General features: G+C 34.5%; 14 protein-coding genes and 1 other annotated feature. All 14 genes read right to left on the reverse strand.

What is annotated here, in order from left to right:
* Nucleotides 1-13: 13 nt before the first annotated feature.
* A complete protein-coding gene (gene cpsH / locus IGL07_RS10045; protein WP_002387128.1) occupies nt 14-412 on the reverse strand; it encodes a lipoprotein CpsH in 399 nt (132 codons plus the stop codon).
* 17 nt (nt 413-429) lie between these two features.
* Nucleotides 430-2883 (reverse strand): UDP-N-acetylmuramate dehydrogenase, encoded by a 2454-nt coding sequence (gene murB / locus IGL07_RS10050; RefSeq protein WP_010817528.1) that lies wholly within the window; start codon nt 2881-2883, stop codon nt 430-432.
* A 26-nt stretch (nt 2884-2909) separates the two neighbouring features.
* Entirely contained in the window at nt 2910-3761 is an 852-nt protein-coding gene (gene cpsF / locus IGL07_RS10055) for a casular polysaccharide biosynthesis protein CpsF (RefSeq protein WP_002367100.1), read from the reverse strand.
* A 23-nt stretch (nt 3762-3784) separates the two neighbouring features.
* Nucleotides 3785-6295, reverse strand: coding sequence for a glycosyltransferase family 2 protein (locus tag IGL07_RS10060; RefSeq protein ID WP_438747361.1), 2511 nt, complete (start codon nt 6293-6295; stop codon nt 3785-3787).
* Nucleotides 6296-6364: 69 nt separating this feature from the next.
* Nucleotides 6365-7831 (reverse strand): glycosyltransferase family A protein, encoded by a 1467-nt coding sequence (locus IGL07_RS10065; protein ID WP_438747363.1) that lies wholly within the window; start codon nt 7829-7831, stop codon nt 6365-6367.
* 18 nt (nt 7832-7849) lie between these two features.
* Nucleotides 7850-9019: a CDP-glycerol glycerophosphotransferase family protein gene (locus IGL07_RS10070; RefSeq protein ID WP_010817530.1), complete on the reverse strand. Its 1170-nt coding sequence runs from the start codon at nt 9017-9019 to the stop codon at nt 7850-7852.
* Nucleotides 9020-9491: 472 nt separating this feature from the next.
* Entirely contained in the window at nt 9492-10292 is an 801-nt protein-coding gene (locus IGL07_RS10075; RefSeq protein WP_002376658.1) for a phosphatidate cytidylyltransferase, read from the reverse strand.
* Entirely contained in the window at nt 10289-11104 is an 816-nt protein-coding gene (locus IGL07_RS10080; RefSeq protein ID WP_002376655.1) for an isoprenyl transferase, read from the reverse strand. The genes IGL07_RS10075 and IGL07_RS10080 overlap by 4 nt, the downstream gene beginning before the upstream one ends.
* Nucleotides 11105-11451: 347 nt before the next feature.
* The gene (locus tag IGL07_RS10085; RefSeq protein WP_010712702.1) at nt 11452-12270 is read right to left on the reverse strand and encodes a MetQ/NlpA family ABC transporter substrate-binding protein; all 819 of its coding nucleotides are present in this window, start codon (nt 12268-12270) and stop codon (nt 11452-11454) included.
* Between the two features lie 14 nt (nt 12271-12284).
* Entirely contained in the window at nt 12285-12971 is a 687-nt protein-coding gene (locus tag IGL07_RS10090) for a methionine ABC transporter permease (protein WP_002356640.1), read from the reverse strand.
* A complete protein-coding gene (locus IGL07_RS10095) occupies nt 12964-14001 on the reverse strand; it encodes a methionine ABC transporter ATP-binding protein (RefSeq protein ID WP_002356639.1) in 1038 nt (345 codons plus the stop codon). The genes IGL07_RS10090 and IGL07_RS10095 overlap by 8 nt, the downstream gene beginning before the upstream one ends.
* A 113-nt stretch (nt 14002-14114) precedes the next feature.
* Nucleotides 14115-14362: a binding site (T-box leader), on the reverse strand.
* Between the two features lie 53 nt (nt 14363-14415).
* Complete coding sequence (locus IGL07_RS10100) at nt 14416-14730, reverse strand: glycine cleavage system protein H (protein WP_011109554.1); 315 nt, start codon at nt 14728-14730, stop codon at nt 14416-14418.
* 5 nt (nt 14731-14735) lie between these two features.
* On the reverse strand, nt 14736-15095 hold the full coding sequence (locus IGL07_RS10105; RefSeq protein ID WP_010712703.1) for an arsenate reductase family protein: 360 nt from the start codon (nt 15093-15095) through the stop codon (nt 14736-14738).
* Between the two features lie 24 nt (nt 15096-15119).
* Complete coding sequence (locus IGL07_RS10110; protein WP_002356636.1) at nt 15120-16307, reverse strand: FtsW/RodA/SpoVE family cell cycle protein; 1188 nt, start codon at nt 16305-16307, stop codon at nt 15120-15122.
* Nucleotides 16308-16487: the final 180 nt, after the last annotated feature.

Consider the following 16487-nt stretch of genomic DNA (forward strand, 5'->3'; position numbering starts at 1 on the left):
CCAAATGCATTATTTATTTTTTCACTAGAGTAGCCAATACCTTTTTCCCAACGCCTTCTTTGGTGTAAGAATATAAGTTGATTTTTTCGTTATCTTTTTCTATTTTATAAACTACAAGTGATTTCAAATTTTTTCCCTTTAAAATCACAATATTATCATTTGTAGTGGAAACGTCATAAATACGTTTGCCATCCAATGTCCACACATTATCTTTAACAACTAATGTTTTCCAATCCCAATTAGCTGTTACTTGATACTCTCCATTTGTAATCAAAGGTTGTTCTGAGTTAGTACTTTTGGAAATAGTTGTCTCTTGGTTTTCTGAATATTTTTTACTGATGTAATATCCTGACCAAAAACCACAACCGATACCAATTGCTAAAGACACAATTATCGTGATTATTTTCTTCATGTCACACACTCCTCTGTTTATTTAAAAGTTAAACTTGCTTCCCACATATTTGCACCTAAAATTCTCACTTCTGGTTTTAATAAAAATCCAGAAAATTCATAAACTTTTGCAATAATTAAATAAATTAATGCTTCATAGTCTTGAGCAGAAGCTTGTTCAACATTGATAAAGAAACCTGGATGTTTTTCAGATACTTTTACTCCGCCAATTCTAGTACCAACTAAGCCAGCTTGTTGAATTAATCGAGGCGCCCGTCCCCAAGTAAAAGTTGATCCATGATTTGGATGTGTTAGTGGGTGCATCCTTTCTCTAATTTCGACAGTTCCTACCATGTCATTTACCATGTTTTCTAAATTACCTTCTGAAATCTGTAATTTAGTTTCTAGAATAATCCACTCAGGATGATCCATAAATGAACTATAGCGATGACTAAATTGAACATCTTCTTTATTTAAAACTTTAATTTCTCCATTTTCATCTACAATCGTAGCTTCAAGAAACATACTATTAATATCCTTGACTGTCCCAGCATTCATATAAACTGCGCCACCAATGGTTCCTGGAATATTATCTGCCCATTCTAAACCGCATTTCAAGTGTTCTAGTAGATAATAAGATGTTTCAATTAAACTTGCACCTGCCGAAACTGTTAAAACATTCCCCGTAATTTTACGATAATTCAACGCAGTCATATTTAAAGTAATCCCGCGGATACCACCATCACGAACTAAAATATTTGAACCTTTACCGATAACAGTTAAAGGAATCTGATTATTTTTAGCATATTTTACAATTAAAGCAACTTCTTCTATCGTTTTTGGAAAAATTAAAAGGTCTGCTGGACCACCAACAAAATTCGAAGCATATTCTTTTAATTCACGACCTACAAATAACTCTAAATCTGGTAATTCTTCTAAAAGATCTTGTTTCCACGAACGAATTCTCTCATTTTGCACAATTTTCATTATTAATTGTTTTCTTGTTAAAAGATTCTCGGGAATTGCTAGTGCTTTCTTTTCTGTACCTTGTTTCGGTTTAGGCTTAGGTTTTTGTATCGGATGCAAATACATAACATGTTCGATTTTTTCATCTTTCACATATTTACCGACGATTCTAAAAGGACTGAACGTTTCCTTTCCCTTAAACTTTTCACGATTAAATCTTGTAGTGACTTCACGATGATTATTCATAAAAATTAATTCTTTATCTGTTAGCTTCCAGAAGCTTTCATTAGGGTTGGAATTTTTTATCGTACCATTTGGCGATAAAACAATTGCTGCGGAAATCGGAACAGTTGTTTTAGCTCGATAAAAATCCAAAGGTTTATTGATAATATATTGTCTAAATTCATCATATACTTCGTCTTCATCTGGGCTAAATTTACTTGTCAACGCATCGGTTAACCACTTATCTGAAATCTCTTTTTCTCTAGCAATCTTTCCAGCGGTCTTTTGATAGTCAAGTGCTAAACTAATATTTTTATTTTCTTCAATTTCTTGTTTTGTGTTTTGCTCATAGACACGTCTAGTTTCGCCAAGCTCAAACAGGTTCATCAAGCTGTTAAAGCGGTCAATTCCACGTTGTTCATTATAAAAAATTGAAAACGGTTTTTGGAAAATAGTCGCAAAAACAGTGCCATGAAACGAATCAGTAATAATATATTTTGCTTCTCGATAAACAGCTAAGAAATTTTCTGGTGTATCTTCAGAAACATATTCTACTGTATTAGGGAATGTTTTTTTCGCTAGTTCACGTCCTTTTAAAGGATTAGGCAAGACCACTAATTTCAGTCCCAATTTTTCTGCAATTGCTAATGCTACGCGAACTTTTTCCTTGTTAATATCCAAGAAAAAGACAGCCATATAATCTCCTGATTCTTGTCGTTTAAACGTAGCTTGATCAGCTAAAGAATCATATTCATTTTTTTCAACAAGATAGGTTGGATCCAGAGCTTGAATAACTTCTTCTTGAAAAATATCCTTCATAATTTGTACAGAAAAATCTTCTCTCATAGAAACATGATTAAACTGTGTAATATCTTTTTTGCGATTTGCAACCCATTTGGGATCATATTTACTTGTATCTGCTTTTCCTAATGAAACAGAATAGGCAATTGTTTTATTACGAGGATAAACAAAATCTAAGAAATCATCGTCGTCTACCCAACCATTCCACGGATTCCACATTTGATCAGAGCCTAAAATAAAGGTATCTAGATTTTCTAAATCGTTCAATGTCGGTAATGTTTCTTTTGTTAATTGCTCAGTATAGGGCATATTATTTTTCTTAAAAAAATTATACGCTAAAGGCATCCATGCTCGAAAGTTACTTCTGTTTTTATAACCTAGTGGTCCATCAATCATTACCGTCTCGTACCCTTTATTCTGTACATATTTGTTTAGAGCATAGTATGTTAAGATTGATCCATAATTTTGGTTATACCACCAGCCCATAATTGCTGCTTTTTTCATTTTTCCGCTCCTACTTTCTCTGTTACTTAATCAAATAAATAATTATTTATTAATGCTAATTGTAAATGAATACTTTCCATTATCGTAAGGCCGTGTATACCAATTGTATTTTCAGAATCAATCATTAATTCTAATTTTTTCAAGGTAAAACCATTAGATAAGGGGTAAATTTTCTCATACATTTTTTTATTTGCTTCAGAAGCAATCACCGTAATGTTTTCTAATTCATAGTTTGACTGTTCCATCTTATCTTTTATTCGATTTGAAAAATCCATTTCTACGAAATCAAACATTAACTGACGATCTATTCTACCATCCGCACTGTTTACCCAAGGCTCTCGATCAATTACTGGATCTACACTAACTGTTTTGTAATTACCTGTAATACCTAATAATAACGCTCCCGTTCCGCCTCTAGAGTTTCCATAGAAGATTATATCTTGATGCTTCAGTCCAAATTCTGTTTTCTTTGCTTCAATTAAATCCAAAATTTCTTGCTCAAATAATGTGTAATAGGATCCTGACACAAAGCCAACATCAGCTATTCTAAGAATGATGGTATTTTTTCGAACAGATTGAGACAGGGTATTCCATTGTCTCAATCCAAAATATCTTTCTTTGGCACCAGAGTGTCCCACTCCATCTGCAGGAACAAAAAGTACTACCATCTTCTTACTTAGTAATTCATTAAATTCTGGGATTTGGATACTATAATGAATATTTCCAAATTTTTCCAGACCAATAGACAGAGTATCTAGAGCAACAAAATTAAGTTGATCATTTAAAATTCCATCAACTGTATAACCTTGTAATGCTTTTGCCTTTATCAATTCTTTCTCTTCAGGATGATTATCTAAAAAATTCCATAAATCGTTCATTTTTAATCTCCTTTAAAATCTTTCTATTTCAACAACCCTTTTGCTTTTTTAAGACTTTTTGATACAGCTTTTTTAATTGTTGTAGGTTCATTTCCTTCAATTTTATTGATAGGTGTTAATTCGTTACCAATACTTGTCATTGTATCTTGGATATAGCCTTGGTTTTGTCGAACGACACTAAAATGTGTTTCCCCTTCTCGAGAAGTCAAAATTCGAACATTGTAATCAAATGCTGCATATTTTTGAGTATAGCCCGCCCAAATTGTAAAAACATTGTCTACGAAAGTATAATACATATTTTCTTGTAGTAAGGTATAGCCTTTTTCCCACTCGGCTTGTAAAACAATCGATTTTAAAGTAGTACCTTCTTTTTTAATTAATAAAGATACTAATAAACTATCATGAATTATTTTTGTATTGTCACCCATATAAACGAAATCAATCACTCCGCTGGCATTGCTTGTATCGTTATCTGCAATAATAATTGAAAACATTTCAATTGCCGTCCCATTCCCCTGGGTCTTCTCTTGTCCAAAAATTACTTTACCTCCACGCTCTTGAATATGAACATTCGGAATAATGAAGGTTTTTTTCATCCCAAAATCTTTATAAATATTTTGATATATTTCTAGATTGTATTGTAAAATATTTTGGATTCGGGTGATACGCTCTACTTGTTCTGGATCATTAGAATATTTTTCTTTTTTCACTAAGTCTAGCCCTAGTTGTTGGATGTATTTCTCTTTTAATTCTTGATAGAAACGTTCTTTAAATGCTTGATCAACACGATTCATGTCAAAAATAAACCAGTTTAATGTATTAATAATTTTTAACCGATATGCTTCAATTCGATTTGGAGCATGTTGTTTTAAGTACTCCAACATTTTGTCATGTAAATTGAACTCATCACGATAATTCATTCCATACGTAGACATCAAGCCATCTTGTCTAACGATTCGTGTCAGCAAATATTTATTTAGTGCAACAATTTTTTCGGTACCTAATAATGCTGTATAAGTGAAATAAGCATCCTCGCCAACAAATTGTTCTAAGTTTACCAAGTTATTTTCTTTGATGTATTCTAATAAAAATAATTTATCATATAAATAAGGGGTTACTTCATCCAATGAAATTTCTTCACCAGACATACGTCCGCCATTAGTTAGTAATGGATTGTGAACAACGTGCACTTCTCCATTTGGTAACTTTTCTTTCATGCCAAATAACAGAATATCTGTTGCACTATCATATGCACGATAATAAGCGTCTTGTAATAGATTCACTTCAAAATGATCATCTGCATCTAGAAATTGCAAATACCGTCCTCGTGCCATCGAAATGCCCACATTTCTTGCATGTCCAGGATTACTTTTACCAATAGAAATCCCCATAATTCTCGGATCTTTTACTGCAAATTCGTTAATGATATCCATAGTATTATCCGTAGAGCCATTCTCTACCAAAATGATTTCAATCTCACGTAACGACTGCCCACAAACATTTTCTAAGGTTTGTCTTAAATATTTGGATGCATTGTGAATCGGCATGACAACACTAACTTTATACAGATTTTTCAAGTAGTCCTCATAATAAGCTACTGGATCATTCGCAATTTGATAAAATTGTTTGATGTATTCAAAATCGATATCATTCAGCTGGTCTATTTCTATAGCTTGTTTAAAATCTACTGCCACTTCTTGAATCACTTCATAAACCGACTCGTCACGTAAATGGGTTAATTTTTCAATCGCCCAAAAGTATTTTTCGAACATTTGTTTATAAAAATAACCTTTGTAACGTTCAAATTTATTTTGTTCAATTAAGTTTGAACGAATTAGTTTAAATTGTTGGAACAAGAAAGGAACCTTTGTTGCCACATTATTTACTGTCGAATTTGGGTTGTCTTGTCTATAAAAATACAAACAATCTTTAATAAAAATAACATTCTGAGATGCTGAATTGATTTTCCAAAATAGACCAGTGTCCCCATAACTTTTAATTTCCTCATCCCAAGTTACGTTTTCTTTCTCAATCATACTTTTTTTATAAATAGCATTCCAAGGATAAACTTGTACAGTTAAATCTGTCGTTTTTAAGTCAATCAATTGATTGTATTTATCAGGATATTGCCATAATATATCTCGCTCAACCTCTTCTTCAGAAGAAAATTCAACCCAATTGCAACGGACAACATCTGCATGATGACTTTTAGCCGTATTGTATAAACGCTCATAGGCATGCAACGCTACATAATCATCACTTTCAAATTCAGCAATATACTCACCTTTTGCTTCTGAAACACCCAAGTTAAAAGCTTTTCCAATTCCCCCATTTTTAACATTGAAAACGCGAAAACGTGGATCGTCTTGTGCAATTTCTTCAATAATTTTTTGACTATTATCAGTAGAGCCATCATTAATAATTAAGAATTCAATTTCTTTTAATGTTTGGTTTTTCAAACTCATTAATGCCTCTTCTAAATAGGTTTCTACGTTATAGACGGGTACAATGACTGACACTTTCACATTTTCCATAAAACAAATTTCCCTCACTTATCATTTATAGTTGTATACTCAAAATATCCTGATTTAAACGGACAAAATTTAAGCAAAAAACTTACTAAAATCTTTAACCCCAATTTCTAAATAATTATCAAAAACTATCGTAAATCTACTTTCTTTATTTGAAAATTTTTCTGGCAACTCTACCTGATAGCTAGTTTCACTAATTTTTTTAAACGCCAGTCTTTGTCTTGTCTCAAAAGGATTTTTCAGCTCTTTTATTTCAAATCCTGTAATTTTTTGGTGTGTATACACATTTAAAGAAAGCGTATTGCCTTCACGTTGCGTTGCTTCTGCATAAGCATTCATGCGAACTGCTGGGAATCGTTTCAATAATCTCGGATAATAATAACTTTTCTCTGTTTTTGAAACATAACCAAAGCGATTGACTAACACCCAACGAATGGACTGACATTGAATAAACCAATACAAACCATCAATATCGTTAGTTTGTAAAAATGTCCAAATGATTTGGCGCACATCACTTCTAAAATACGGACTAGGATCAAAACTCAATTCACCTAAATACTGATCCATCTGTACTTTAAAGTCTTGTAATCGTTTTTTACTGAATGGATACCCAGTATCCCTCCGAATACAAAAGTCATAAATTAGCCATTCTAAACGGCGGGCTAACATCCGCTCTTTAGACAAATCATCTGGAAACTGTTGATTGATATAACTTAACGCACGCAACCAGGAAAGCATAAATGTCCGATTAATTGATTTGCTTAAACTTTCATTATCTGCATCTCGATTTAAATAAGTCGTTAACCTTTCCCCTTGTGTAATGGTTTTTGAAAATCGCATGGCTTCATAAAAGAACAACACATCATCTGCCACCCGTTGATTAACAAAGTGTAAATTATTATTGTGTATCAGTGAAGTTCTTAACATGATAGCTTGCGGTCCTAACCAACCATAAAATTCAGCTGGCAATTCTTGGATAGACCGATTTTTAAATGACCCATCCATATAATATGGCTTACTTTTTAACATTAAGTAGCCATCCGTACTCTGTATTAGACCAGAAACAGCAAAATCATCATGAGAATCATCTAGTAGGTCTGATAAATATTTCAATGCATTTAAATCATACCAATCATCTGCATCTAAGAAGACACTATACTCACCACGTGCATTTATAATCCCTACATTTCTTGGACCGTGAGCACCTCCAGTGTTTTCAAGTAGCTGATAAATTTCAATATTTGGATATCTTTCAAGATACGGCTCTATTACTTTTAACGAATGGTCTGTGGAACAATCATCAATAAACATCACTTGCAATTGCTCAATCCCAATGGTTTGTTGAACAAGAGAATCCATCATCTTTTTAAGATATGGTGCATTATTGTAATTAGCAATAATGATTGAGACTTTAGGATTTTTTGATATTTTTTCTGAAGAAAACAGCTTAAATTGACTTAACTCCTTTTTCCACGTTTCATTATCTAACATATATTGATACTCTTCATATTCTTTTTGGACTTCTTTTTGTTTTTCCAACCTACACCCTCCGGCTTTTTATCTCTTTAAAATTTCTGAAATCAGCTGTCTAGTGGCATCCTGATTTTCAAGGCAAAATTCACGAAAAAACTGCACATATAAACGTTGTTCCTGTTCCATTTTATAAAAAAATACGTTTTTTACAGACGTTACTAGGCTATCCGTATCTGTCACAATTTTTCCAGGTAAAATTGCTGTTGGATCAAAATAGAACCCCCTTGTACTATTTTGATACTTTTCCTTATCATACATAAAAAATAGCATCGGTTTTTTTGTTAATGCAAAATCAAACATAACCGATGAATAATCTGTAATTAATAAGTCAGCGATTAAATAAAGTTGATTGATATCTGGATAAGAAGAAACATCGATTACACGTGAACCAAATTCACTTACATCAAAACTTTCTGCAATTAAATAATGTAAACGTGTAAGTATTACAATAGAAGGATCTATTTCTAAAAGTTGTTCAACTGGCAAATGATTGGTAAAACGATAGGCTCCTTTTCGGATAGACTCATCGTCGCGCCACGTTGGCGCATAAAGAATAATTTTTTGATTAGCTGAAAGGCCTAACTGATTGCGAACAGAAAAAGCTATTTTATCTTTATTTTCACAAACTAGCAGATCATTTCTCGGATAACCTATTTCTAATATTTCCCCTTCATAATGGAAAGCCTGTCGAAACACTCTCGTACTGTATGCATTAGGTGAGATGAGGTAATCCCAACGCTTTGCTTCTTGAATAACTTCTAGTTTATAGCTCTCTGTTTCATGCTCTGGCATTTTGACTGTTTCAATATCTAAGCCCAGTTTCTTTAGAGGGGTCCCATGCCACGTCTGTATATAGATTGTTGTTTGATTCTTATACATCCAAGCTGGCATCCGTGTGTTAAAAACCCAATACTGAGCTCTTGGCATCAACCATAGCCATTTCCAACTTAATCGTTTGACGAAAGGAACATTCTCTTCCAAAAAAGGCATCTCATATCCTTTTTTGACTGTCCAGATACATTGATATTCAGGATAGTTATCTCTTATGTACTCAAAAATTGCACGTGGATTATCACTATACTGTCTTCCATGAAAACTTTCAAAAATAAATAACTTCTTTTTAGGTAGTTTACCTAAAAAGAAAAAACAAGCTTTTATGGCTTGATGTATACTATCCTCTAAAAATTTTTTCATTGAATTAATCCTTTACATTAGATTATCAAAAATATAATCCTAATCTATAACTTTGTATGAAGAACGCGTTCACAAATCTTTAATTTATCTTCTCTTTACTTGTTTAAATTTATGAATAACTCTCACTACGATTGAACAAGCATATAAAATACATTATTTTGCTTTTCTTCTTTTAAGTATAAATTTATCTATGCTAAACGTCAATGGCTTTATTGAAATAAACATTCCAGTGTTATTCGATTGTTATAATTTAATTTTTAACAATCGGATTTCCCTCTGAATGTTCAGGTATTTAACATCCGATCACCTATTTAATTTTTCGAAACTTTAGCCATCGTTATACAATTACTCTTAGAAATTAAATAACTCAAAAGTTACCTAAACTAACCCAATAAACAGCAAAAATCCAGAAGAGTCTCTCTTCTGGATTTTTGCTTATTTGACGATACTTTTTTAAATTTTGTTAATCAATTTAAAATAATCCACATAAGTGCATAATTGGGAAAACAAATAATAAACTATCAAAACGATCTAAAATACCGCCATGTCCTGGCAAGATGTTACCAGAGTCTTTCACGCCATAATGACGTTTGATAGAAGATTCAACCAAATCACCGAATTGCCCTACTATAGAAAATAGAACCGTCAATACGAGCATCACCGACATCGGATAAGGAAATAGCCCTTTATTAGCTGTGAAAACTAAAAACAACGCTGCTACAACGACGGCTGATAAAATACCACCAAGTGCACCTTCTATTGTCTTGTTGGGTGAAACATCTGGCATCAATTTATGACGACCAAATCGGCGTCCAAATAGATATGCACCAATATCCGTTGCCCAGACAATGAATAAAGCAAATAACAAGACTTCAAAACCTGCGGAACGGGCACTAATAAAGTTCTGGAACCCCATCCCTACATATAAACTGACAATAACTGGAAAGCCAGCTTCTTCAATCGTATATGTATTTTTAGAAATTACCGAAGCACCTAACAACAACATTACAGTGACATAAAATAAAATGAAATTTGTTTGCATTTCCGGCAAAAAGTTTAACCATTTAATTGTTGGGATAACTAAAAAAACGGCCCCTAATGCTGATAAAACACCTTCAAAACTTAATAACGTTAATCCTTTCATACGGAATAACTCGTACACGCCGACTACTGCCAAAGCAACAGCGGCAATCTCAATTGCAAAACCACCATACCAGATAATTGGAATAAAGATGATTAATGCGACGATAGCTGTGATGACACGTTGTCTCACTGCGGATCGCTCCCTTCTGTTTCTGTAGTTTCTTTTAGACCTCCAAAACGACGATTACGATTTTGGAAAGAAGCAATCGCGGTTTCTAAAGTGTCCCCTGAAAAATCAGGCCATAATGCTTTTGTAAAAAACAACTCGCTATAAGCAATTTGCCATAGCAAGAAATTACTAATTCTCTCTTCCCCACTTGTTCGAATCAACAATTCTGGATCGCGAAGTTCCGTGGGTAAAAAGCCAGTCATTAAGTGATCTGCGATCGTTTCTTCTGTAATCTCATCTGACGTATATGTTTTTTCTGAAACCTCTGCAGCAATCTGTTTCATGGCAGTTAGTAGCTCCGCACGCGCCCCATAATTTAAAGCAAAGTTCAAAACCATGCCCGTATTGTCCTTGGTTTGCTCAATGGCCCGCTTAACAGCATCTTGCGTATGGCTTGGTAGAAACTCTTGGTAGCCCATTACATTGACTTTAACATTTTCCTTAATTAATTCAGGCACGAATGTATCAAAAAAATCAACAGGCAATTGCATTAAGAAATTGACTTCATCTGTTGGTCTCTTCCAATTTTCCGTTGAAAATGCATAAAGTGTTAAAACTTTAACGCCTAAATGACTAGCATGCTTCGTTATTTTTTTGACCGTATCCATGCCTTCTTTATGTCCAGCAATTCTCGGCAGTCTTCGATTCTGTGCCCACCGGCCATTTCCGTCCATAATAATGGCAATGTGCTGAGGAATTTGGCCTTCTTTATCAAAGGCGTACTGGCTTGCTTCTTCTACATATTTATTTTTTTGCGGAAAAAAACGTAACATCTTTTTCCCTCCATTCCAAAAAATCTATCTTAATTATTATAACAATAACTAATACAAATGCCTATGCATAGTCCCTGAATTTTCCTGATAATTAAGAAATTCCTTGTAACTTTATCATTTATGGTCCTTTTTTTAAAGAAAAAGACTTAGACTTGGCAGGTAAATCAACATGATGTATCTGTCTAGCCCTAAAATTTTAAATAAACAACGGGACAGGAGCAGCTTCTTCGGAAATAAGCTGAACGTCCTTGAGAGACAAAAAGCATCTTTCAGAACTTTCTTCTTATTTCTTGAAGCTTAACACGCCTGTCCCGACCTCAAGTTTTTATTCTATTGTCATTTTCTTTTTATTCATTGACTGGAACAATGGCACCGTTCCATTTTTTTGTAATCCAATCTTGAACTTCTTTGCTACGTAACACTTTGACTAATTTTTTTACATTTTCATTGTTTTCGTCTTCTTTACGAACCGCAATAATATTAGCATAAGGTGAACTTTCTTTTTCTAAGGCAATCGCATCTTTTTTCGGATTTAATCCTTGATCCACGGCAAAGTTTGAGTTAATTAAAACCGCAGCCCCTTCTTCATTGTCATAAAGAGTAGTCATGATTGCTGGATCACTTTCATGATTGAATTTCAACTTTTTAGTATTTTTATCAATATCATCGAAAGTAGCAGTTGTCCGGTCTACCCCTTCTTTCAGCGTGATTAAACCAGCATCTTCTAAGATAGTTAATACGCGTGGCCAATCTGAAACGGAAGAGCTAACGTAAATCGTTGAACCATCAGGAATTTCTTGTAACGATTTGTATTTTTTCGAGTAAAGCCCAACTGGTTCTAAATGAATCGCACCTGCATTCGCAAAGTCATAATCATTTTCTTTAACCGCTTCATTAAAGAACGGCACATGTTGGAAATAGTTGGCATCGATATCGCCACTTTCCAACGCCTTGTTAGGTAGCACGTAATCTGTATAAGTCGTCACTTCTAGTTTTACGCCTTCTTTTTCTAATAAAGGTTTTACATGTTCTAAAATCTCTGCATGTGGAACTGGCGAAGCCCCAACTTTCAAGACCGAGTCATCACTCTTTTTATTGCCGCACGCCCCTAAAATTAAGATAGCTATTGCTACAGTAATTACTGACCATAATGTACGTTTTTTCATCTTATTCCCTCCATTTATCGTTTATCTATTTTTTTAGCGACTGTATCCCCAAGCCATTGAATCGCAAAGACAATAATTAAGATACAAATCGTTGCTACTAAGGTAACTGTATTTTGACCACGTTGGAAGCCATCTTGATACGCCAAACTTCCTAAACCACCCGCTCCAATAGCAGCTGCCATTGCAGTGTAGCCCACTAAAGAAATGGTTGTAACGGTTAAGCCAGAAACAAGCGCTGGCAGACTTTCTGGTAATAGAACTTTCCAAATTATTTGGAAACGATTGGCCCCCATTGCTTTGGCTGCTTCAATCACGCCTTTATCGACTTCACGAAAAGCAATTTCGACCATGCGAGCATAAAAAGGTGCTGCGGAAATAATCAATGCTGGTAAGGAGCCTTTGACACCAGACATACTCCCTAAAATAATTTTTGTAAAAGGAATTAACAAAACGATTAAGATAATAAACGGAATCGAACGGAAAATATTTACAAAAATGGCCACTAGCCAATACAGTAATCGGCTCAAAATTCCTTTTCTGCCTGACGTTTCAAAAAGCAGTAGTCCTAAAATCAGCCCTAAAATGGCGACCACTATGATTGAAATCCCTGTCATATAGAGTGTTTCAATCGTTTTTTCTTGTAGTTTACTTATATCAATTTGCGAAAAATCAAAGAAACTTGCTAAGCCACGATTATTCATTTCCAATCACCTCTGTTTCTACACGAAGTTTACGTAATCCTTCAATGGCTGCTAGAATATTTTGCTCTTCGCCTAATAATTGAATATAAAGAGAACCCACTGCGCCTTGTTTCGTTTGCTGAATGTTCCCTTGAATAATGCTGACTTCTACTTGATATTCTTGGACAATATGCGAGATAATTGGCAATTTCGCTTGTTCGCCGTGGAAAAGTAGGCGAACAATTTTTCCATTCGGATATTGTTCCAACATTTCTTCGACAACCAGTTCCGTTTCTTCAATGTTTTTATCCGCTTCTTGTTGGATAAAGCGTTTCGCAATTTCTGTTTGAGGCTTTTTGAAAATATCGATTACTTTACCTTCTTCAACAATTTCACCATATTCCATCACGGCTACGCGATTACAAATTTTACGAATCACGTGCATTTCGTGGGTAATTAATACAACCGTTAAATTTAATTCTTGGTTGATTTTTAGTAGTAATTCTAGCACTTCATCGGTTGTCTGCGGATCCAAAGCACTCGTTGCTTCATCACAAAGCAAAATGTCAGGATTGTTAGCTAAGGCACGGGCAATCCCCACTCGTTGCTTTTGTCCACCAGAGAGTTGACTTGGGTAGGCGGTTTCCCGTCCTTCTAAACCAACCAACTTGATTAACTCTTCTGCGCGGCTTTTCCGATTTTGTTTTGGAACGCCAGCAATTTCCAATGGGAGCATGATATTTTCTAGGACCGTCCGTGACCATAATAAATTAAAATGTTGAAAGATCATCCCAATTTTTTTACGGAAGTTTCGTAGTTCTTTATTTGGCAACAATGCAATATCTTGTCCTTGAATTTCTACTTCACCTTCTGTAGGTGTTTCAAGTCCATTCAATAAGCGAACCAACGTACTTTTTCCTGCACCTGAATAGCCAATAATGCCATAAATATCACCAGATTCAACCGTTAAATCAATATCTTTTAAAGCCGTGACTTTACCCGCTTTACCGGAAAACTCTTTTTTTACATGACGTAATTCAATTAATGCCATTTTGTTCTCCTCTTCTTTCTGTTCTACTTTCTTATTTTGAAGGTTTCGCACTTTTTATGAAACGAATTTGCTTAATAAAAACAAAAAAACTTCCATCCTTTTGCTATTACAGCAAAAAGGACGAAAGTTTGTCATTTCGTGATACCACCTTAATTCGCTATTATTTCTCAATAATAACCTCATACGGTACTTGATTCTTCGCATACCGTTGGCTGTAACGGGCGCCCCGTAGTAAGTTCACTGCTTCGCTCACTTACTCTGCTCAAAGACCATCTTCCATCTTAAATCTGTTACCCATTCTCAGCAAACAGGGCTCTCTTCAAACGTCCTTAACATGTACTCTTCTTTTCAAAGCTTTCTTTTGATTAGATTGAGAAAATTATAGCAATAAACATTGGCCTTGTCAACGTAAGACTAAAGATTTTCAAATTCTGTTGGTTCAACATCTGCTAAAACAGCAATCCAGGCATTTTCTTCATCTAACGCACTTGGCTCTTGATCAGCCGCTTCATTAATCGCGACTACCTTACCAGATAATGGACTACTGAATTCACTGACTGCTTTTTCTGCTTCTAATTCAATTAAAGAGTCACCTTTAGCTAATGTTTGTCCGACTTTTGGAAACGTTGCAAAAGTAATCTTCCCTAAATCCTCTTGGGCTTCGGCGGTTAAACCAATTTTATAACCTGCTTCTGTTGGTAAGATCCATAATTGATCGATTTGTTTCATTTCACTCATTTTCCAAGCACTCCTTCGTAATCTGTTTCTTTAAAACCATTCGTTAGAAATGTATTGTCTTTTAAGAGAATTGGACGCTTAATCAACATGCCATCCGCAGCTAAACGCTGACTTGCTTCTTCAATAGAAAAACTGTCAACCAGATCTTTTAAGCCTTGTTCTCTATATAAAACCCCACTTGTGTTAAAAAAACGACGAACAGGCAAGCCGGTTTCTTTCATCCATTTTGCTAGTTGTTCACTACTAGGCGGTGTTGTTTTAATATCAATTGCTTGGTATTTAACGCCTTGTTGGTCTAACCACGCTTTCGCTTTTTTACAAGTTGAGCATTTAGGATATTCATAAAGTGTGTACATTTCTACCCCTTCTTTCTTCTTTCTTTAACGACCACTTCTGGTACGAACCGTTTCTTGTTGGTAACGCATGGACATAATTAAGCCCACCCCAATCATGTTACCTAAAATGGAAGAACCACCTTGACTAATAAACGGTAATGGAATCCCAGTTAATGGTAGTAAACCAATATTCGCTCCAATGTTTTCAAAAACATGGAACAAAATCATCATGATAATTCCTGTGGCAATGTAGGCATAGAATTCATTATTTGTATCAAAACAAACGCGAATCATGCGGTAGATTAAAATAAAATACAACAAAATAATGAAACAGCCACCAATAAAGCCAAAGTTTTCACCAACAACTGTAAAAATCATATCTGACTCACGAACAGGGACATACACATCACTCACGTTAAAGCCTTTTCCGAAAAGGCCCCCAGAACCAATTGCTGTTAATGCTAGCGCTGGTTGGAATGAGCGATCTGGATCTGTATGGAAAGGATTTAGCCATAAATCAATCCGATCAAATTTATAGGCTTCGACCCCTAACTTAGACAATAAATCTCTACCTGTTTCTGTTGTAATCAAGTAAATGGTTCCAGCTCCGACTAGAGCAGCTAAAATAAAAACTGGCACAATAATTTTCCAAGTAATGCCAGACATTAAGAAAACTCCCCCAAAAATGGCTAAGAAAACTAACATCGTCCCGAAGTCTTTTTGTAAAAGGACTAAAACAATTACCGGAATCGCGACTAATAGCATTTTAGCGATTAGCCAAAAGTCGCTTTTGAGTGTTCGGTCTACATATTTAACATTATGCATGGTCACTATATAGGCCAGCATCAAAATAAACGCAATCTTCATCAATTCCGATGGTTGGAATGTGGTGCCACCAAAGCGAATCCAGTTTTTAGAACCTGTTTGCTCTGCTAGCACGGGATCATAGAATTTTAGTAGTAATCCCATTAATACTAATCCAAGTGCATAAAAAACGGGCGTTAACCGCCAGAGTAATTTTGAGCTAAAATGCATAATAATGACAATACTTAATCCTCCGACTAAATACCACAGTCCTTGTTTCATTAACAAGCTACCAATTTTAGGTTTGCTTGGATCATTGTAAAGCGCTACGTAAAGCGATAGCATACCAATTAGTGATAAAAGAAAAACTGGTAATATCACGCCGTAATCAATTCGACTATCTAAATTTGTTTTCTCTTTTCTATTCATTCGTCATCCCTTTTCCTTTGTTCATACGTTTTTTATTATATCTTTCTCACAGAAGAAAAGAAAGGAATTCTACTATATTTGAGAAAAACTTTAGAGAATTGGTCCTTCACTAGCAATTTTTTCTTTTTCTTCAATCCTATTTTGCTTTTATTTAAAATTTTTCACATCAGTGATAATGAG

This window comes from Enterococcus sp. DIV1368f (genome assembly GCF_051712245.1).
Classification (GTDB): domain Bacteria; phylum Bacillota; class Bacilli; order Lactobacillales; family Enterococcaceae; genus Enterococcus; species Enterococcus faecalis.